We start from the raw sequence: 18,867 nt of genomic DNA, 5'->3' as shown, positions 1-18,867 counted from the left end.
TCTAACCCGCCCCACGGGGTGTTAGGTCGATCTGGATGGCCTGACGGATCAGTTCCTGCTCCTCGGGAGACAACCCGGCGAGGACCTCAATGAGCTCCGATTGGCGCGGCTGCCCCATCGTCATGCGATACAGGCTCGTGGCCTCGATGAGTTCCTTCAACCGGCCGACCTCGCGACTCAGCGGGAGCATCGGGACGAGCCGCTCGATGGCTGCGTCGCCCGGGTAGATCCACCATGGTTTGAGGTCGTCCTCCTTCGCCTTTGCCAGATCGAAGAGAGTCGCCCACGGATCGCTCGACTTCACGAGTTCGGGTGCCTGGTGGAAGTCGGCGGCCACGTTTTTCCGCACCGCGTGGTTCTTGTAGCGGTGAACCCGGCCCTCTCGTTGTTCGAGATCGACTGGGTTGGACGGGATGTTCCAGTGCACGATCGCGTGCGCGTAGTGGTGGAAGTCCAGGCCCTCTTGACCGACAGAGGTCGAGATCAGGACGAACGGGTGGAAGGGCGAGTTGAAGGCGTTCCTGACGTTCGTCGGATTGTCGCCCTCGGCTGTCGAGCCGCGGGCCTGACCGAAACGCATGGCGAAGTTGGTTCGCAGGGCGTGTGCCTCCTGCTCGCCGGACTCGACGCCGAACGTGTGCGCTACGAGCGTGCTGTCCTCGAGACGAAGGACGCTGGCGCACGCTTCCACAACTTTGCGAAGCGGCTCCTTCGTGTTGTTCAACCGCAGTTGGTCAGGGACCAGGTGCAACCACTCGTCCAGGACGCTTCCCAGGCCACCGCTCATGCAGTGCTTCAGCAGCATGCGCCAGAAGTCGGCGCCCTTCGCGGCACCCCGCATGATGAGCTGATCGGCCTCGGAGCTGTTGATGACGCTGCGGAACGCCCAGGCGAGGCGGGCGGCGCCTTGCTGTGGTGACAGGTCGTCCAGTGTGGAGCGCCCGAGTTGGTCGATGCGCTCGAGGGGCCGAAGGAAGCTGGGACCGGGGCCACCCACGGCGATGTCGGCAAGCACGCCGATGAGGTCGTCGGGCGGTCTTCCCCACGCCTCGACTGGCGTCTCAAGCATGTCCATCAGGGTGCGCCAGTGCATGTCGAGGCCTGTCGAGTCCCGGTCCTCGCCGTAAAAGTCCGCGGGCTCTAGCTGGGCGAGGTCGGGTTCAAGGAGTAGTTGTGCGGCGGCGTACCACCTGTTCGACGTGATGCCTGACTTCGGGGCGCGGTCCAGGTACTGCTGCAGGTCATCCCTAAGGAGTCGCATCGCACGAGCTCGCACCTGTTTGGGAGGAATGGGCAGGGAGACGCCAAGCTCCTCGGCCGCGCGAAGCGGATCGCCGTAATTCGCCAAGGCGGCGCAGGGCATCAGGAGCGCGAGGTGCGCGAACCGCTCGCTGTCGGTCGGTACCACAAGGCGCCCCGAGAACTGCCTGACCTTGTCGCGGCTCTGCCCCCTGCGGTGGTGTCGGCGCTCGCGCTCGTACGAGGTGAGCGCCGCGACGACGCGGGGTACGACTGTCCATCCTGAGAAGACCAAGCGCTTCGTGAACCCCGCTGCATCGGCATACGCACCGGCGAGTTCCGTCTGGGGCAGCGACGGCGGCAGCCAGAGGAGGTCGAACGCTGAGTGAGAGTCCAGGTCGTCGAGCAGCCAGCGGAGGCGCCCGTTCATGGGCTCGACGGGCTTGAACTGCTCAAGCCGCCGCCAGTCGAGCATGTGCGACCCGTTCAGACCTGCTCGAATCTCGCCGTCGTCCTGATCGATCCGCTTGCTGATTTCCTTGCGCACCTTGTATTCGTCCATGAAGTTGAACAGGTACGGAGCGGACTTCCAGTACTCCACCATCCCCGGAACGTCAGCAAGGGTGCGAACGACGCGATCCACGCCGACGAAGCTCTGAACGTCTTCCGGTGCCACCCGGCACATGGCAGCGCGTTCGTCGCGCAACATGCCACTGCGGTTGCCGCTGGCCGCGAGCCGCTCCGTTCTCACCATGACGCTCTGCAGGAGGTCCTGGACCTTGTCGCGAGCCTCCGCGAGGCGTTCGGGGTCCCGGTGCCCCAGGATCCCCCGGCGCATTTCTGTCAGGCCCTGCCGAAGCACCGCGCGCTCAGCAGAGCGCTCGGGACCCAGCAGGAAACCCACGGTCCGCTCGAAGCCCTTGAAGTGGCTCTCCTCGTCCTCCGCCTGGCTGAGCATCTTGTACGGGGTGGCGGACAGCAGCAGGATCCTTGCGCCGCTCTGGTTGAAGAGTTCGCGTGCGAGCTCCCCGTCGGGTCCTTCGCCGTCCAGAATCTTCGTGAAGCGCTGAAACTCGTCGAGGATGATCAGATCCGGCGTGAGCAACTCGATGCATGCTCTTGCCAGTGCTCGCCGCAGCCTGCCCACGAACGAATGCAGCTCATGGCTCTCGAACCGGACACGGCCGTCGGTGAAGTGCTGGAGTTCCTTGTCAAGCTTCGAAGCTCGTAGGACCTTTCCGAACTTCTGCGTCACCTTGGCGGGGACCACGACGTGCTCGCGCACGGACCGCAGCTCGCCGCGGAAGCTTTTGGGGGCACCGAGCTGGAACAGTCGGATTGCGCCCTGCCGCGCCATAAGGTTCGGCCAGATCTGCTCCAGGAGATGGAACAGCATTGCCCGCTCCCCAACTCGTCCCCCAGCGTGTCCGAAGTTGAGCGATGTGTTGGGTGTGAACGCCACGAGATTGACGCTCTTCCTGCTCAGATCGCTCAGTGCGGCGGGCAGCATCGTGATCCGATCGACCGGGTTCTCCTTCATCCCCTCGAGGACCGCAAGGTCCCGCACGTTCTGCCGCGCGATCTGGTGGTTCGAACAGATGTAGATGATGTCGATGCGGTCGGTGTCCGGGTCATCCCAGAGCCGCTGAATCATCTCCACGACGAGCGACTTGGCGACCTTGGTCTTCCCGAGGCCGACTTCGTCGGCCACGAGGAAACGCCTCTGAGGCTCGGGGTCGTCGAACATGCGTTGCACGACGCGGGCAACCGTGCGCGCCTGGAACGGCTTCAGCCCTTCGAGTGCCCTGGCCAGCTCTTCCTTCGGCAGCTCGCCCCGCCGGCTCATGCGCGTCTCCTCGCCAGTGCTGCGCGAACGGAGCGCCAGACCTCGCGAAACTCGTCAGAGACGTAGTCACGCGTTTCTGGATGCGCGTCGAGCTGCAGCAGCGTCTCGTGCAATGTGTCGAGCCGCTTCGGGGCCCTAGCCACTGTCGTCAGCAGGTCCTCGAGGATCCGGTCTGCGCGTAGGCCCCGGAGCCACTTGCTCCTGTCACCTAGCCCATGTCCGGGGTCGTCAGGGGGCATCGCGTCGTCCGGATGACCCAGCAGCGCCGCGAGGTACCGCAGGAAGTCTTCGGGCGAACTGATGGCGCGCGCCAGAATCGCTCCGCGCCGATGTGGAGGGTCCCCCGTCAGGTTCGCGCGCACGAGCATCATCCGGCTACGCGAAGGTCCCTGGAGCCTCAGCACAACGAAGGGTGTGATCGCAGTCAGGTCCAAGCCATTCCATTGAGCGGCCCCGTCGTCGACAGTGACGAAGTCTCCCTCCTTCAACGACAGGAGCCTCGCCGAGGCGGTTAGCTCCTCCAGTCGAGGACAGGGCGTAATGCGAAGTTCCGCTTGCCACATGCCGCTCTGTGCCGTGAGCGCCACATCAACCTGCGCCGACGCGAGTTCGAGAGCGAGGCCCTCGAACTCGGTGATCTCTTGCTCGTCCTCGACTGCCGCGGGGAGCGTCTCCGGCAGCACGTGATCTTCGACGAGCATCGACAAGTCACGCCGCCTGCGAGCGGGATCCAGAAGGGCGTCGACGCCGACGAGTCGCTTCGGCCCTTCCAACTGAACGAGTGTCTCGAAGTTGCCCCCAAAGCCGGGGGTTGTGAGGTTCGCAGAACCGAGCCAGACGGTGCTGCGACTACCGACGTCCTGCACGTAGAGCTTCGCGTGGAGGCCTCGCGTGGAGGCGTGCTGGATTGGATCGCGCGACGGCTCCGCCTCCGCATCGGACACCTCGGGCGCGACGACCGTGTCGGACAGGACCACGTCGGCGGATTCCTGAGCGTTGAGAACGACGTCCTTGACGCGCAGCACCTCCTCGACGTCGGCCAGCGCGTTCGCAACCCGATCGAGTGCCTCCCGCCGGGACACGATGCCGACCCATGTGTCGGCGGTCGCGACGAACCGCTTCACAGCGTTCTGGGTGAGAAACGGCGATACACCCAGTGCGTGGTCGCACGACTTATGAAAAGGCTGGCGGCCCTTCCCGGGTCTTCCGACGAGGAGTCGTCCGCTGTCGAACGGGGCCGGCGCGGCGAATCGCGCAACCCCCAACGAATCGGCCAGTGACGCTACGAGGTCCCGTTGACGCTTGGCGACCGGCCTCGCGGCATTCTGTGAGGGCAGGTCGCGCAACAGTTGGACGAGTTCAGCAACATCGACGATGTTCTCAGTCTCGGGGTCCTCATCAAGCCTCACGATGACGTCGAGCGCGCGGTCGAACGTGAGGTTCCGGCTCATGACGAGTATCCGGTGAGTCTGGCGACCGCCGCCCTCGAACCTCACGGCCCAGAACTTCGGGTGGAAGATGCCGCCTTTCGGCTTCCTGATCTCGACGACGCTTTCCTCAACGAAGGTCATGGCCGCTCGATAGCGCGGCGGGACCGAGATCGCCCCCGCCTGGCAGAACAGCACCGTGGCATCCGCGTAACGTCGGATGGTTTCGAGGAGGCTCGCAGGCTCCTCTTCGTCTGGCGTCATGGCGCTGGTGAAGCTCGCCGCGACGGGTATCGCGAGCAGCGAGGCGAGGTCCAGCGTGTAGGTGGTGCCCACTGCGGCCGTGATGTCCATCCCCGGCGGCGCCTTCAACGCATCGACGAGGAGTGCGGCCTCGCGAAGCTCGAGGGTCATCCGAGGTCCTCCATCGACACGACCCGTGTACCGAGCCCTCGATGGACGTCAGCGAGCATCCTGCGGGCCACCCCCCAGTTGAAGTCCAGACGGAAGTACCCGGAGTCCCCATCCCAGTCCGTCAGCAGCGCCGGGTCCTGCAGCCGCGCTCGCCCAGGCTTCAGCTTGGCCTCGCGTTCGACTACCAACCGGGCTGCTGCTGGTGAGGCGAGCAAATCGTCTTCGCTGTCCGCAAGCACGGACCATGAGCGAAGGAACTGCGCACTCAGCTGCCAACGGAGTTGCGCCCGCCGCGAACCGCCCACTTCGTCGAGCCTCTTGCGCGTCCAGGCATCGATCTCGGCCAAGCGGTCTGGCCCTGGAACCCCCTCATCCGCCATCGACTCCTGCCACGCGACCATCGCCCTGGCGTACTTGTCCATGAGCTCATCGCGCCGATCGCCGAGTGGCCGCCCTCGCGCGCAGAGCCAGTTGTAGAGGATCCGAGCCCCGTGTACGAGCCGGTCGACGTCGTACCCCACCCACATCGCGATGGCCGTCTCGGCAGGGAAGTGATCCACCTCGGGGTGGTTCCACGGACGGTCCAGGTCTTCTACCCAGTAGTCCCTCGCGGGGTCAAGCAGCCATGACAGCAGGGAGCGCTCGTGCTCTGCACGAGTCTCCGCACCCACGAAGCGTTGTCGAACCCACTCGGCCTCATCGAGGCTGAGGTCGAAACTGACTTCACCTCCTTCGTCAGCGGGGAGTTCAAGGCTGGGCTGATACTCGACCTGCTCCGGCTCCTCGTCGGAGTGCAGGAGCGACTTCGCGTGTGACGCCGCAATCGCTTCTGCTCGTCGGCGGCAGAACTCGGTCACGGATCCCTCTGTCTGAATGCCGAGGGCGCGAAGGAGCGGCCAGTAGCTCGCACTGGCCAACTGCTTCGTGTCCTCGCCCCTTCGTCGCCCGATGATCCCCCGATCGTCCAGCCCTTCCGAGCCGCGGTAGTACTCGACCAGGTCCTGGATCAGTTTGCCTTCGGCCTTGCGGCCCTGCTGCATCATCCGGTCAGTAGTGCGCTCACTGAGCGAGCGATAGATCCGCGGGATGAACACCAGGTACTTCGCACGCGTGTGCTGGACGGTGAGGTTTGGGTGCAGGACACGTGCCACGAGGTCCCGGATGAGTCCCATACCCAGTTCATCGATCGTGCCCTGGTCAGCCAACGCCAGCATCATGAGCTCGGTACGCCGCTGCTGGTCAGCGTCGAAGGCCAGCCACGCGACCTGACTCGCCATACCGACTCCTTCACTGGCGCCACAAGAGTCGTGGCGCCGGGAACTTCCCGCATGCCCGACCCTTGCAGGTATCCAATGTTCCCGGGAGGAAATCAACCAGGATCCCTCAGCTCTGACGGGGTAATCCACGCGCCGACTGAGGTCGGGACCGCGCCTGGATCGAGCGTTAGCATTGTGAGTGCCCGCAGTTCAGCCTCGCGGCATGCGTGTCTTAGGGAACGCCTCTGACCTGCGGAAACGCAGTGTTCCCCTCCGCGTTCCCCCTTGTTGTTACCGGAATCCGGTAACGCCGGCGGGCCAATCTCGGGGGCATGTTCGACCCGGCAAACCCAGTCCCCAGCTGGACCACGTCCACCATGACGCGTGTCGCTTCCGAGCCGACCCTGGCCGGCGCGGCTATCCGCTATGCCAACCTCGGAATCCCGGTCTTCCCATGCGTGCCTGGCGGCAAGCAGCCGCTCACGCCCAACGGCTTCCACGACGCGACGTCCTCGGCTCGCGTCGTCCATGAGTGGTGGCAGCGGACACCCGAGGCAAACATCGGTCTTCCCACCGGTGCCCGCACCGGCATCCTCGTCGTCGACGTCGACGTCCACCCGGGAGGCAGTGGATTTGGAGCCTTTGAGCGAGCGCGGTCCGAAGGGCTCGCCGACGGCTGGCGCTGGGTGGTCCGCACCCCATCAGGCGGGATCCACGCCTACTACCCCACCGAGCCGGACGGCGAGCAACGCTCCTGGCAGGTCCCGTCCGCCCACGTCGACTTCCGGGGCGATGGCGGTTACGTCATCGCTCCCCCGTCGCGGCTTGAGGTCGACGGCGCGATCAGGACGTACGACGTCATCGCTGTCACGACCCAGCCGGCGAAGCCGCTGGACGCGGCCAAGCTTCGTCGGTTCCTGGACCCGGCCCGGCGGCCGGTAGCCCCACCATCGGGGCTTCCTCCGAAAGGTTGCCGCCCTGGGGCGCTGGCCAGAGTGGTCGCGCTGACTCCCGAAGGCGGTCGCAATCGAGCCCTCTTCTGGGCGTCATGCCGCATGGCCGAGGACGGCCTGAGCCGCGCGAACGCTATCAGCTACTTGATGCCCGCCGCCCAGTACGCCGGCCTTCCCGATCGAGAGATCGAGTCGACCATCGACTCCGCCTTCCGCATCGCGTCCCGGCTCGGCTCCGGGAGCAGCCTGGGCCCTACTCAGTGGAATGAGGCGATCCAGCTGTGAACACCCACGCCGAGTACCGCCGTCACAGCTACCGTCCGCCCGAGCCGCCGGTGCCGAACACCGAAGCGGCCGGGAGCGCCCTCGCTCGTCACCGTGATCCGTCGCTCTCGGCGCCTGAAGCGCACGCGGCGCCGGCAAAGGCGCCCAAGGGCATCGCCTGGATTCGCCCGACTGAGCTCGCGTCGTACGTCACCCCGATGGTCGGGCGCGGCATCGACCTCCATGCCGAGTTGATCCGCCGCGCACGGCGTACTCCCGTTACGACGCGGCGGGCTCTCCAGCGAGGTGCCCCTTCCCCCGTGCCGACCCGGGGCGCACGCCGGACGGAGGGACTGTCGCTGTGAAGCACTCATTCGAAACCGCGACTGGACTGCGCCGGCTTCTCGTCCGTCTACGGGTGTCCGGACCGAACGCGTGGGAGCACGACGCCGAGGCCCACGACCTCATGCTTTACGCCGCCCGGAAGTATGAGGCGCTCGCGATCAAGCACCGCTGCGACCCAACCGCCGGAGCCGCGGCAGCCTTTGAGGCCATGCGGACCTACGCCGTCCGCACAGCTGACGACCCGTGGGCCGTCGTCACCATGGCGGTCAAGGTCACGCTCATCGCCGAGGAGCGCGCCGACGGACTCCTATGCTCCGTCGACCAGGCCAGGCGGCCGGAGATCTCCAGGAACCACGACGTACGCCGGTTCTGCGACACGGAAGCCGACCTGCCCAACTTCCTTCCCGCGCTCGCCGTCGAACCGTTCAACCCGGGCGAGACCCCGCCGACCGGCGCGTATGAAGCGGTCGACGCGACGATCGACCTCTTTACCGCGCTGGGCTGGCCGCGAGACACAGCCACGTACACGCTCGACTACATCTCCGCCCGCCTCGTCGAGTCCGGATCACGTCCCCAGGCGCACGCGGCTCTGCGGCGCGACCACACCGCGCGGGCACTCCTCGACATCGAGCAAGAGGCATGGTCGACGGTGCTGCGGATCGTGCTTGGCAATCCGAACCCCGACGAGGCTTGTACGTCGGACGGCCACGGCGTCCTCCTGCGACTTCTCATCGGCCACCCGGTCGCCGAACTCCTGGACGACGACCTCCTGGTCTTCGAGATCAGCGAGACCGCTCCTCGACCGAAGGCTCGGATCCATGCCTGACACCCGCGGCCACATCGAACTCGACCGAGCGCTCGACTCGATCACCATCGGCGTCCGTCACCGCAGGGACCCCGGCGACCTCAAGCCACTCATGGAGTCGATCGAACGGCTCGGCCTGCTCCAGCCGATCACCATCACCCCCGAGGGTGTGCTCGTGTGCGGGTGGCGGCGCCTGGAGGCCGTGCGCCGGCTCGGCTGGCGCACCATGAAGGTCTGGGTGCGGTCCGGGATCTCCGACAGGCTCTCGCTGCTGCTCGCCGAGCAGGATGAGAACCAGCTCCACAAGCCGCTCAACGAGCTCGAGAAGGCAGCGCTCTACCGAGAGCTGAAGGCGCTTCGAGCCGAGGACGCGGAGCGGCGGATGCAGGCGACCCAATTCGGGAGCTCCGGGCCCGCACCCGGTGCGGACCCGGGCGAAACCGGTGACGCCCGGTCGCAAGCGGCCATGGCGATCACCGGCAAGGCGTCGTACAACACCCACGAGCGGGTCTGCGCGCTCATGGACTGGGCCTCCCGAAAGGCCACGCCACCGGAGATCCGCGCGATGGCGAACGACGCGCTGAAGAGGATCGAGCAGGGCGAGCCGGTGAGGCCGCTCTACCTCCAGGTCAAGGAAGCCTTCGACCAGGCGCAACAGCCTCAGCCGGAGGAGGAGACGGATCTCGCGCGGCTGGCTCGTGAGGCGCGCGAGCGTGCAGAGCGGGAGGCGCGCGAGAAGGGCCGCAAGAACCTCAAGCGCAGCCACGGGCCGGGCAGCCACTTCCGCAGCGTTCGCTCATTCAACCTCACCTGGACAGAGCTCGACGGCTGGACCGAGCTGTACGACGTCGACGCCCTCGCTGCTCAGCTCACACGCAGCGATTGGGAGCGGTTCGACCGCGTCGTGACAGCGACGATCGCGTTCCGCGACCAGCTCGTTGCCGCCCGACGTCACGCCGCGACATCGGCATAGTCGGCGCACCTATCGGACGTCCCTGAACACGACGCACGGAGCTCCGATGTCCAACCTGACCGGCCGCCAGATCATGCTTCTCCTGGGCTGCGCACTTGCCGTGATGACTGCGGTCGTCGGGATCTACGGGCTAGTGCGAGGACCGGGCGGAACAGCCGCAGAGTCACCCGATGCCAGACCGCCAAGGGTCGAGGCCGTTGCTGATCCGACCGACGATGCCGTCACCCTGGAGAACCGCACCCTCCCGCACACGACCGACCCCGTGGCCTACGCGCGCGCCGTGGCGGTCTCCCTGTTCAACTGGGACACAACGGCAGGGTTCCTTCCGACCGACTACACCTCGGCAGTCCTGGCCGACGCCGATCCCTCCGGCGAGGAGACACCCGGCCTGCTGACCGACGTCGCGACGTACCTCCCGACCGTGGAGCAATGGCTCGACCTCGGTGCGATGAAGGTCGAGCAGACCATCGAGATCGACCAGGCCTACGTGCCCGACTCCTGGGTCGACGCCGTCGAGCAAGCCCACGGGCATCTGCGCCCGGGGACGACAGCGGTGACGATCACGGGCACCCGGCACCGCACCGGAGTTTGGAACGGCGAGGTGGCCGAGTCGTCGTACCCGGTCTCCTTCACGATCTTCGTCGCCTGCCGGCCGTCCTTCGAGCGCTGCCACGTCCTACGCCTCTCCGAGCTCGACAACCCGCTGAGGTGAGCCCGGATGGGCATGAAGGTCCTCGCCGTCGGCGCCGCAGCCGCAGTCCTACTCGCGCCTGGAGCCGCGGTCCTCGGCGTGGCGACGCTCGTGAGCCCGCCGGCCGCAGGATCGAGCAGCTGCATGTGGGACGGCCAGACGACCGCGAGCCTGGGCGTAGCTGGCCCTGTCCCGGAGGGGCTCTCCGCCACCAACACGCACGGCGAGACAGTCACCCTCAACAAGCAGCAGCTCACGCGGGCCGCGACGATCATCGCCGTCGGAAACCAGCAACAGGTCCCGGCGCGCGGTCAGCTCATCGCAATCATGACCGCACTGACGGAGTCGTCGTTGCGGGTGCGCTCGAATGTTGGGGCCTATCCGCATTCCGCGGAGATCCCCAACGACGGTGACGGCAGCGACCACGACTCCGTCGGCATGTTCCAACAGCGGCCCGCCGCCGGTTGGGGAGCCGTCGAGAACCTCATGGACCCTGTGTGGTCGTCCCGTGCCTTTTACGGCGGGCCAAACGGACCCAACCACAGATCTCCGCGCGGGCTCCTCGACATCGACGGTTGGCAGTCGATGGAGCCTGGAGCGGCAGCGCAGGCCGTGCAGGTCTCCGCGTATCCGGATCGGTACGCCATCAACCAGCCGATCGCCGAGAAGGTCCTGAGCGCTCTCAGCGGTCTCTCGCTCACCAGCAACCTGGACTGCGCCCAGCCCGCCGGCGAACTTCCTGCGAACCTCCCACCGGGCTTCCCTGGAGCCTTCGTCACTGCGGCAGCCACACAACTCGGCAAGCCGTATGTCTGGGGCGGAGGCAACTTTGAAGGACCCACCAGCGGAGGTTTCGACTGCTCCGGCCTCGTGCTCTACGCCGCCTATCAAGCCTCTGGGGGACGCATCCGACTCCCCCACTACAGCGGCTCGCAGATCCACGCCGGCCAAGGCATCGCGTGGAGCGACAAGAAGCCCGGCGACCTGATCTTCTTCAGCTATCCGGGCGCCGGCCGTCCGCACCACGTCGCGATCTACGTGAGCGGCGACAGGATCCTGCACGCGCCTCGGACTGGCGATGTCGTCCGCTACGGAACGATCGGCGAGTTTGCCGGTGAGGTCATGACCGTACGGCGACTGGCGGGCGCTCCGGCGCTGGTCTGATGCAAGGGTCGTGGGGTATCGCACGGGCCTTGTCGTTGGATGCTCCTCTTCGCGAGGCGCAGCTTTAGCCGGCCGTCGCCATCACGAGTGCCACGATCCAGCCAATGACCGTCCAGCCGAGCAGGAAGTTGATCCAGCCAACACTCGCTCGGTTCCGAGTCCCGCGAGACATCGCCACAGCCCACGGCAGCATGTAGCCGACGGTGAGGAACGCGATGATCCACGCGAAAACGACCGCCCCGGGACTGGCGCCGGGACGCCTCGCAGCTTGCGGGGAGAGTGGCCTCGCATGGGCCGACCAGTCGTTCCGAACTGGTTCGTAGACCCAGGCGGAGCCATTCCAATACCGTTGGCCCTCGGCGGTGGGATACCAGCCAGGTGGCGCCGACTGCGTCGCTCCCGCTGATACACGGTCCCAAGCTTGCTCGCTCGGCTCGTCCACTGGCCCCACGTCCCGTGGTGGTTGGTATGCCTCGGTTCGCTCGACCACCTTGGCGCTCAGGGCGTCGGCGAAGTGTTCCGGGATCTGCGAGTGTTCATTCTCTGTGTGGATCCAGTAGTTCCCTGTGAGACGTCCGTAGTCGTTGAAGTCGACTTCGGCCTGCCAGGAGGACAGCCCGCTGATTGACCTGATGTCTAGGACGACGGTCATGCCGGCAACGTCGGCTCCGACGACCCGAGGCGTGCGATGCGCAATCTCGGTCGCGAGCGCGGTGAAGTCACTCTGGCTGAGTCGATCGTCGAATCTCAGTGGCGAGTTCCGTCGGCGCATGGTCTCCGCTTGTGCCTCCCGGGCCTGACGGAAGGCTGATGCAATGAAGGCTGCGCCGCCGGCGACCAGCAGCTTCTCGAGAAAACCCATGGCTTCCCTCCCCCTCTGCGCACGGCCTACATCCGGCCAAGGACTTCTTGCTGCTTCGCGGCGTACTGCTCCTCGGTGATGAGGCCCTGGTCGAGCATCGCCTTCAACTGTCCGAGCACAGCGACCGGGTCAGATTGGGTCGGCGTGGGTCCCGTTGTCGGCTGGTTTAGCCCGGAGACGGTGCCGCTGACGGCACCAAGACCCATGCCGAGCCCGATCATCCCGGCGGCGCCTTCACCGCTCTCGGCCATTGCCAAGGCCGAGTCAGCGACCGTCGTCTGCGTGTAGGCGTTACCGATGCCGCCGCCGAGCATCAGGCCCTTGTTGTACTTGTCCATGAGCTCGCGCGAGGGGGCGTCGTACTCAACGGCACTGATCGCAGCCGCCACCACCTCGAGGCCGAACCGCTCGAGCCAGGATCCACCTGGCCCGCTCTCGTTCGTGAGAGCCGCGGCCAACTCTGGGCCGTGCGAGGCAAGCGACGCGATGTCGGTCGTCCGGGACAGGGACTGCAGCGCTGCTTGGAAAGCCGTCAGGAACTCCTGGCGAAGCTGCCCATTCGCTGCCTCGTCAGCCAAGGAGTAGAACTGGATGTTCCCGGGCAGGAAGTTGCGAACGAATCGAATGGGATCGACGACTCGTACGGAGTACTGGCCGCGGGCCCTGAGGCGCAGGACAGGTGCCTGGCCCGAGCCCTCAGGAACGAGGGAGAAGTCCTTGTATGGGAGCAGCCCGGGCGTGCCGAATCGAAGGCTTCGGATCTCACGCAGGTTCACGTAGTAGATGAGCTGCTGCTGAGCAGGCTGCCCCCCGAACTTGAACCGCTCCCAGGACTCTCGAATGAGTGACTGGTGCAGACCGGACCCGCTGAAGAGCGAGGGCTGGCCGTCGTTGTAGAACTCGAAGTAGCCCGGCTCGGTCGACACGCTGACGATCTCGCCGCCGTCGGTGATGATCACAGCGGTGTTCTCGGGTACGACGACGCGCGATCCGTCTGAGATCACGTTGGCCGAACCGGACCTGTTTGAGCCCCGACCACGGTTTCGCTCCTGGAGCATGCCGGGAGCGACGACGGTCTGCTCGTCGAAGGGTGGAGCTACGAAGAAGTCCTTCCACTGGTCAGCGAGAGTCCCGCCGACCGCTCCAACTGCTGCGCTGATCAGTCCCACAGCGTCCCCGCCTTCTTCTGTCCGTCGTGTGTGCCGTGCGCCGATCTGTTCGGCTGCGCGCTTCGCTCGCAGACTAGGCGAGGGGGCCGACGCATCAGCGCGCTTTCAGAATGAGCGGCTCTCCACAGGCAGCGCACGATCGAGTGATGCCCACGATCAACTCGTTGTGAGCGCCGCACAGTCGACAGGTGACCACGGTCTTGTGCGATGACTTCGGCACGTACTTCTTGCTCACGACCTGATCACGCTGGTAGTCGATGTAGAAGTCGCTGATCTCGTCGGAGTCGATCAGAGTCTGAATCTCGGTACGGACTCTCGAGGGGCTGGAGCGGGTGATGTCCGCGATCCGGCCGATGTCCATGGCCTCGACGCCGGTGAGGATGGCTTGGTACTTCTTCAGGTGGCCCTGCGTTGAGATAAGGCGCCAAGCGGCGAACACGCAGATCAGGGCGATGCTGAATAGACCGATTGCGATCAAGAGGTGTGGAACACGGTCGCCCAGGGGGATCGGGACGTCCTTGCACTCCTTGGCCCACAGATGTCCCTTGCACTTCTCCTCGGTTTTGATGAGGAACATTGGGAAGTCAAGGGCGCCGAAGAACGCGGCGATGCCCGCCACCCAGAGAAGCCCTTGCGCGATCGGCTTACGGTGTTCAGCCGGGATGCGCAAGAGGGCTCTGCTGATCATGTGTGCGGTCTCGGATTCTGTGCGTTAGTAGGTAGGGGCTACTTCTTTGCCTTCTCGGCGTCCTTCTTGAGCTTGGCGAGCTTCTCGAGGTAGTTCGCCTTCTCCGTGAGCCGCTTGGCCTCCGCCCGGAGCTCGCGCGGCGTCCTGTTCTTTGCTCCTGGCGTACGCGCCATGACTGCTCCTCGATGAGCCGGGAATCGTAGATCTATCCCAGATGTATGAATGCCATGGCACCGTAACGCCAGCGCCCGGGCCGTGTCTGACGAACCCGCGAAGTTGCTTTGCTGCTCGCGCCACTCCCATCACCAGGGCCGGGTTGGCCCGTCGGAGACTATGCCCGTGACCACCGACAGATCCGTGTCCTCCACCCGTCTGCGGAGGATGCGCACCTGATCGACATGACCGTGACGCCACGATCCGATGTCCGACCCAACTTTGGAGCCGCCGGCGGCGCCGACGAGCTGCGTGCCATCGTCGGCGCGCTCCTGACCTATGGACTGATCGTCGCCGTCCTCATGCTCGTCGTCTCCGCGACCACCTGGGCGATTGCCTCCAACTCGGGCAGCGGGCACGCCGCTCAGAAGGCCAAGCTCGGCTGCTTCGTCGCGATCGGCGGAGCGGCTCTCACCGGGGCCGCGCTCACGTGGGCCAACTGGCTGCTGGACATCGGCCCGCACCTGTAAGGCGTCCGCCCGTCCGACCTCAGGAGCCCTCCGATGGACCTACTCACAACAGCACTCCTGCTCCCCCTCGACATCTCGATCGATCCCAACTCCAACGGTCTGCCGGGGATCGGCCAGCTCAAGAAGATCGTCGGAGCCTCGATGACGGTCGGCCTGATCCTCGCCGTACTCGCGTTGATCATCTCGGCGATCGTGTGGGCGCTCGGAGCCAACTCGTCGAACCCGCACCTGGCCGGCCGGGGCAAGCTTGGCGTACTCGTCGCCCTCGGTGCCGCGATCGTCTGTGGCGCCTCGGTGACTCTCGTGAACTTCTTCTGGAACGTCGGCCAGCAGGTCTGAGGAATCGATCATGGGTGTCTGCGACGTACCGGTGATCCACGAGGTCTGCAACGCCGCCGGCGACGCGGCCGGCGCGGTCATCACCGCGCCGTTCGACTGGCTCGCTCAAGGCATGGGCGGCGCGGCCGAGTGGATGTTCACCTCCGTCTGGAAGGTCATCGACACCACGACGTACGTCGACGTGACCAGCGGCGAGTACACGAAGGTCTACAACATCATGTTCGGCGTCGGCGTCTTCGTGATGCTCGGCTTCTTCATGCTCCAGGTCATCGGCGGCATGATCCGCCGCGAACCAGCCGCACTCTCCAGAGCCGCACTCGGACTCGCCAAGTCGATCCTCGGATCGTTCGTCGCACTGGCGCTCCTCGCGACCGCGCTCGAGATCACTGATCAGCTCTGCATCGGCATCGTCAACGCCGCCGGCACCAACATGAACGAGATGGGCGACAAGGTCGCCGTACTCGCCGCCGGACTCGGTGCCATCAACCTGAGCGCCCCAGGAGCTGGCGCGATCCTGACGATCTTCCTGGCCAGCCTGGCCATCATCGGAGCGATGGTGGTGTGGATCAGCCTGCTGATCCGCAAAGCCCTGCTTCTGATCGCGATCGTCTTCGCACCGATCGCGCTCGCGGGTGCCAGCTGGGACCACACCCGGACGTGGCTGAGCCGCTGGGCGACGTTCGTGATCGCGATGATCCTGTCGAAGGTCGTCCTCGTGGTGATCTTCCTGCTCGCCACCGCCCAGGTCTCGGCGCCGATCGATGCCGACCTGGAGTCCGTCAGCCAGCCGATGGCGGGCGTCGTACTCATGCTTTTGGCCGGGTTCGCGCCGTACCTGACCTACAAGGCCATCGCCTTCATGGGCTTCGACATGTACCACGCGATGTCGGCCGAGCAGGAGGCCAAGGCATCACTCAACCGGCCGATGCCGATCCCGCTCTCTCGCCGCACCGGCAGCGAGCCGGCGAAGGTCCTGGGCGGGGGCGGCGCAGACGGCGGCGGCGGTACGACGTCCGGCACCTCGCTCGCGGCCACGGGACCGTCCACCGGCGGACCATCGACTGGACCTAGCAGCGGAAGTGCCGGATCCGCCGCTGCCGCCGGAGGATCCGCCGGAGGAGTCGCAGCCGCAGGCGGCGCAACTGCCGCCGGAGTCGTGGTCGCAAAGGAGGCGGCAGCGGCCGGCCCTCGACTGGGCAACTTCGTCGCCGCCCAGGCGACCGGACAGGCACAGACACATGAGTCCGCCGCTCCTTCGAAGGTCCCACCCCCGGTCGCGGACACGACGCTGGTCGACACCGCTGGGAAGAAGTGATCGGCCGTGGCCACGACGACGGGCGAACCGGAGCTGACCCCGATCAAGTTCTCGCGCCTGACCCGCCGCGGCGTACTGCTCGGCCTCTCCGGGCCCCAACTGGTGATGGCCAGCATCGCGTCGGGCACGTTGATCATCGGTCTGTACGTCGGCGCCGTGGTGATGACGTTCCCGATCATCCTGCTCCTCGTCGCGCTGGCATTCGTCGGCGTCGGAGGGCGCAAGCTCATCGAGTGGGCCCCGATCGGCGCGCGATGGCTCTGGCGATCAGCGGGTGCGCAACTGCTGTATCGCCGCCGAGTCGTGAAGCCGCGTCCCGCGGGAACGCTGGCGCTGCCCGGCGATGCCGCGCGGCTGCGGCAATGGGTCGACCCCGAGACCGACGCCGTCATGGTCCACGACCCGCACGCTGCGACCCTGACCGCGATCGTCGGTGTCTCCCACCCCGCGTTCGTTCTGCTCGACCCCGCTGAGCAAGAGCGCCGGGTCGTCTCGTGGGGCCGCGTCCTCGCGACCGCATGCCGATCCGGGCGAATCGCCTCCGTCCAGGTGATGGAGCGGACGCTGCCCGATTCCGGCAAGGGCCTGGCGGACTGGTGGGAGCAGCACGGCAACCGCTCAGGCTCGTGGGCGTCGACGACGTACGGCGAACTCGTCGACCGTGCTGGCCCCGCTGGCGAACGCCATGCGTCGACCGTTTCCATCTCGTTGGACATGAAGGTTGCCGGGCGAGCGATCCGGGCTGCCGGTGGAGGCATGCGCGGGGGGGCCGCCGTACTCCGGCAGGAGATGGCGACCATGCTCGCGGCCCTCCGGTCCGCCGACCTCTCCCCCGGCGAGTGGCTCAAGCCCGGCGACCTTGCGCTGATCCTGCGCTCGGCGTACGATCCGGCCGTTGCGGGCGCCCTTGAACGACAGGGCGACATCGGCCGGGACCTCGCCACAGCGGGACCCGTCGCGGTTACCGAATCGTGGGGCTCGGTGCGCAGCGACTCCGCACACCACTGCGTGCTCTGGATCAGTGAGTGGCCGCGATCGCTCGTGTACCCCGGCTTCCTCGCGCCACTGCTGCTGTCGTCAGGGATCCGGCGGACCTTCACACTGCTCTACACGCCGATGCGGACCGACCGCGCTGCCCGCGACATCCGCAAGAAGAAGACCGAGTACATCTCGGATGCCGCCCAGCGACAAAAGATTGGGCAGATCGAGGACGCCCAGCAGACGGCCGAGTACCAGGACGTTCTCCAGCAAGAGGCCGACCTGACCGCCGGGCACGGCGTGCTGCGGGCGACCGGATTCGTCGCCGTCAGCGCCAGCGACCCCGACGAACTCGAGCGCGCGGTCGCGGCGATCGAGCAGGCAGCGATCCAGGCGTCGTGCGAAACGCGACGTCTCTGGGGTCAACAGGCACAGGGGTTCGCGGCCAGTGCCCTTCCACTCAGCCGTCTTGTTTGAGCGCACAACCGCGCGAGCACCGAGGCTGTCGCCCCCGAGAAGTGCCGCCGCAACCCGCGCGCATCCACGAAGATGGGGAGTCCGACTCGACGCAGGAGAACTCATGGCCGCTGTATCGCTACCGTTTGGCTGGGAACGCGCCCACCGTTACGGAACAGCAATGGCTCAGCTCTCGCTGGAAGATGCAGCTGTCGAAGAACTCTTCAACACCGCGCTGACACACGGCCTGCTCGCGATCACCTCCGCGACCATCGTCGGCCACCCCTCAACACGGCCCGGGCGGCAGCCATCCGCAAGCAAGTTGCTGAGGGACCTTGTGAAGACGTTCGGCGAGTCCGAAGGCGTGTGCCGAGTCCCAACGAACGAAAGGGACAGCCCGAATCCGTTCGGCGTGTTCGGCGACGACTACCAGCCACCGAGCGAAGTTGCAATCAATACGCTCCTGCTGTCCGAAGCGCTCGAACTCGCAGATGCAGCTCGACACGGCAGCGGCCCAACCGGCCAACTGACAAGCGCTCACATCAGCGCGCTCGAGGCACTCGACGCCCACCCCGCCCTCCGTGCGATCGGTGACGCCAAACGAGATCTCGACTGGTCTGGCGGAGTCGTTGCAGACGCCCACGAGACTGCCCGGGCCGCCGAATACCTGGAGATGCTGAGCGACGAGGAGATGGAACGTCGCGCCGAGGCCGTCTCCGAGTCGCCTATAGCCCCAGCCTGGGATGACTACCCGGAACTCCAAGACTGCCCAGTCTGCGGATATGCCAGCCTGATCCCGACCGGGGGCGACGAGATGGGTTACGGGATCACAGCAGGTACCTGCTTCGTTTGTTCATACGCGCGCAGCGAAGATGCCGCTCACGAACTCCAATTCTCCGCTGAGATCCAGCGTCTTTCCGACAAGGATCCCGATTGAGGAGCCGGGCTACGCCTTGTCCCGTTCCCCTCCGCCGCCCTCACACCAACAACTACGTTTCCC

17 protein-coding genes are annotated in these 18,867 nt (G+C 66.2%); 10 read left to right on the top strand and 7 right to left on the bottom strand.

The genetic code is table 11. The features are described from left to right. Window position 1: 1 nt before the first annotated feature. Genes DDE18_RS05330 through DDE18_RS05320 form a run of 3 tightly spaced genes read right to left on the bottom strand, consistent with a single transcriptional unit; the run spans window position 2 to window position 6,203 of the window. Entirely contained in the window at window positions 2-3,085 is a 3,084-nt protein-coding gene (locus DDE18_RS05330) for a DEAD/DEAH box helicase (RefSeq protein WP_116571212.1), read from the bottom strand. After that, entirely contained in the window at window positions 3,082-4,926 is a 1,845-nt protein-coding gene (locus DDE18_RS05325; protein ID WP_116571211.1) for a phospholipase D-like domain-containing protein, read from the bottom strand. The genes DDE18_RS05330 and DDE18_RS05325 overlap by 4 nt, the downstream gene beginning before the upstream one ends. Then, window positions 4,923-6,203, bottom strand: a complete 1,281-nt coding sequence (locus tag DDE18_RS05320; protein WP_116571210.1) for a DUF6361 family protein — start codon at window positions 6,201-6,203, stop codon at window positions 4,923-4,925. The genes DDE18_RS05325 and DDE18_RS05320 overlap by 4 nt, the downstream gene beginning before the upstream one ends. Before the next feature lie 356 nt (window positions 6,204-6,559). Between DDE18_RS05320 and DDE18_RS05315 the strand changes: the two genes are divergently transcribed. From DDE18_RS05315 to DDE18_RS05295, 5 genes are all read left to right on the top strand, one after another. After that, window positions 6,560-7,420 carry a bifunctional DNA primase/polymerase gene (locus tag DDE18_RS05315; protein ID WP_245916461.1) on the top strand — a complete coding sequence of 287 codons (861 nt, stop codon included), beginning with the start codon at window positions 6,560-6,562 and terminating at the stop codon, window positions 7,418-7,420. A gap of 397 nt (window positions 7,421-7,817) precedes the next feature. After that, window positions 7,818-8,570: a serine/arginine repetitive matrix protein 2 gene (locus DDE18_RS05310; RefSeq protein WP_245916460.1), complete on the top strand. Its 753-nt coding sequence runs from the start codon at window positions 7,818-7,820 to the stop codon at window positions 8,568-8,570. Then, a complete protein-coding gene (locus tag DDE18_RS05305) occupies window positions 8,563-9,522 on the top strand; it encodes a ParB N-terminal domain-containing protein (RefSeq protein WP_116571207.1) in 960 nt (319 codons plus the stop codon). The genes DDE18_RS05310 and DDE18_RS05305 overlap by 8 nt, the downstream gene beginning before the upstream one ends. 46 nt (window positions 9,523-9,568) lie before the next feature. Further along, window positions 9,569-10,234 (top strand): hypothetical protein, encoded by a 666-nt coding sequence (locus DDE18_RS05300; protein WP_211754414.1) that lies wholly within the window; start codon window positions 9,569-9,571, stop codon window positions 10,232-10,234. 123 nt (window positions 10,235-10,357) lie between these two features. Beyond that, entirely contained in the window at window positions 10,358-11,377 is a 1,020-nt protein-coding gene (locus DDE18_RS05295; RefSeq protein WP_165821045.1) for a C40 family peptidase, read from the top strand. A gap of 64 nt (window positions 11,378-11,441) precedes the next feature. Here the strand turns inward: DDE18_RS05295 and DDE18_RS23315 are convergent, their stop codons facing one another. The 4 genes from DDE18_RS23315 to DDE18_RS23935 form a co-directional block, all read right to left on the bottom strand. Continuing rightward, window positions 11,442-12,239 (bottom strand): superinfection immunity protein, encoded by a 798-nt coding sequence (locus DDE18_RS23315; RefSeq protein ID WP_211754413.1) that lies wholly within the window; start codon window positions 12,237-12,239, stop codon window positions 11,442-11,444. A 26-nt stretch (window positions 12,240-12,265) separates the two neighbouring features. Beyond that, a complete protein-coding gene (locus tag DDE18_RS05285; RefSeq protein WP_165821044.1) occupies window positions 12,266-13,243 on the bottom strand; it encodes an SPFH domain-containing protein in 978 nt (325 codons plus the stop codon). 259 nt (window positions 13,244-13,502) lie between these two features. After that, window positions 13,503-14,096 (bottom strand): hypothetical protein, encoded by a 594-nt coding sequence (locus DDE18_RS05280; RefSeq protein ID WP_116571204.1) that lies wholly within the window; start codon window positions 14,094-14,096, stop codon window positions 13,503-13,505. Between the two features lie 38 nt (window positions 14,097-14,134). Further along, complete coding sequence (locus DDE18_RS23935) at window positions 14,135-14,269, bottom strand: hypothetical protein (RefSeq protein ID WP_281258344.1); 135 nt, start codon at window positions 14,267-14,269, stop codon at window positions 14,135-14,137. Between the two features lie 225 nt (window positions 14,270-14,494). On the opposite strand from DDE18_RS23935, the gene DDE18_RS05275 reads away from it, so the two are divergent. The 5 genes from DDE18_RS05275 (at window position 14,495) to DDE18_RS05255 (ending at window position 18,804) form a co-directional block, all read left to right on the top strand. Then, window positions 14,495-14,779 carry a DUF6112 family protein gene (locus tag DDE18_RS05275; RefSeq protein ID WP_116571203.1) on the top strand — a complete coding sequence of 95 codons (285 nt, stop codon included), beginning with the start codon at window positions 14,495-14,497 and terminating at the stop codon, window positions 14,777-14,779. 33 nt (window positions 14,780-14,812) lie between these two features. Further along, window positions 14,813-15,118, top strand: coding sequence for a DUF6112 family protein (locus tag DDE18_RS05270; protein ID WP_116571202.1), 306 nt, complete (start codon window positions 14,813-14,815; stop codon window positions 15,116-15,118). Window positions 15,119-15,128: 10 nt separating this feature from the next. Then, window positions 15,129-16,433, top strand: coding sequence for a TrbL/VirB6 family protein (locus tag DDE18_RS05265; protein ID WP_116571201.1), 1,305 nt, complete (start codon window positions 15,129-15,131; stop codon window positions 16,431-16,433). A 6-nt stretch (window positions 16,434-16,439) separates the two neighbouring features. Further along, window positions 16,440-17,888: an SCO6880 family protein gene (locus tag DDE18_RS05260; protein WP_116571200.1), complete on the top strand. Its 1,449-nt coding sequence runs from the start codon at window positions 16,440-16,442 to the stop codon at window positions 17,886-17,888. A 103-nt stretch (window positions 17,889-17,991) separates the two neighbouring features. Beyond that, a complete protein-coding gene (locus tag DDE18_RS05255) occupies window positions 17,992-18,804 on the top strand; it encodes a hypothetical protein (RefSeq protein WP_133241165.1) in 813 nt (270 codons plus the stop codon). Window positions 18,805-18,867: the final 63 nt, after the last annotated feature.

It is taken from the genome of Nocardioides gansuensis, from assembly GCF_003076135.1.
Classification (GTDB): domain Bacteria; phylum Actinomycetota; class Actinomycetes; order Propionibacteriales; family Nocardioidaceae; genus Nocardioides; species Nocardioides gansuensis.
Note: the sequence above shows the minus strand (reverse complement) of the source record. Positions and strands in the feature narration are given on the sequence as shown.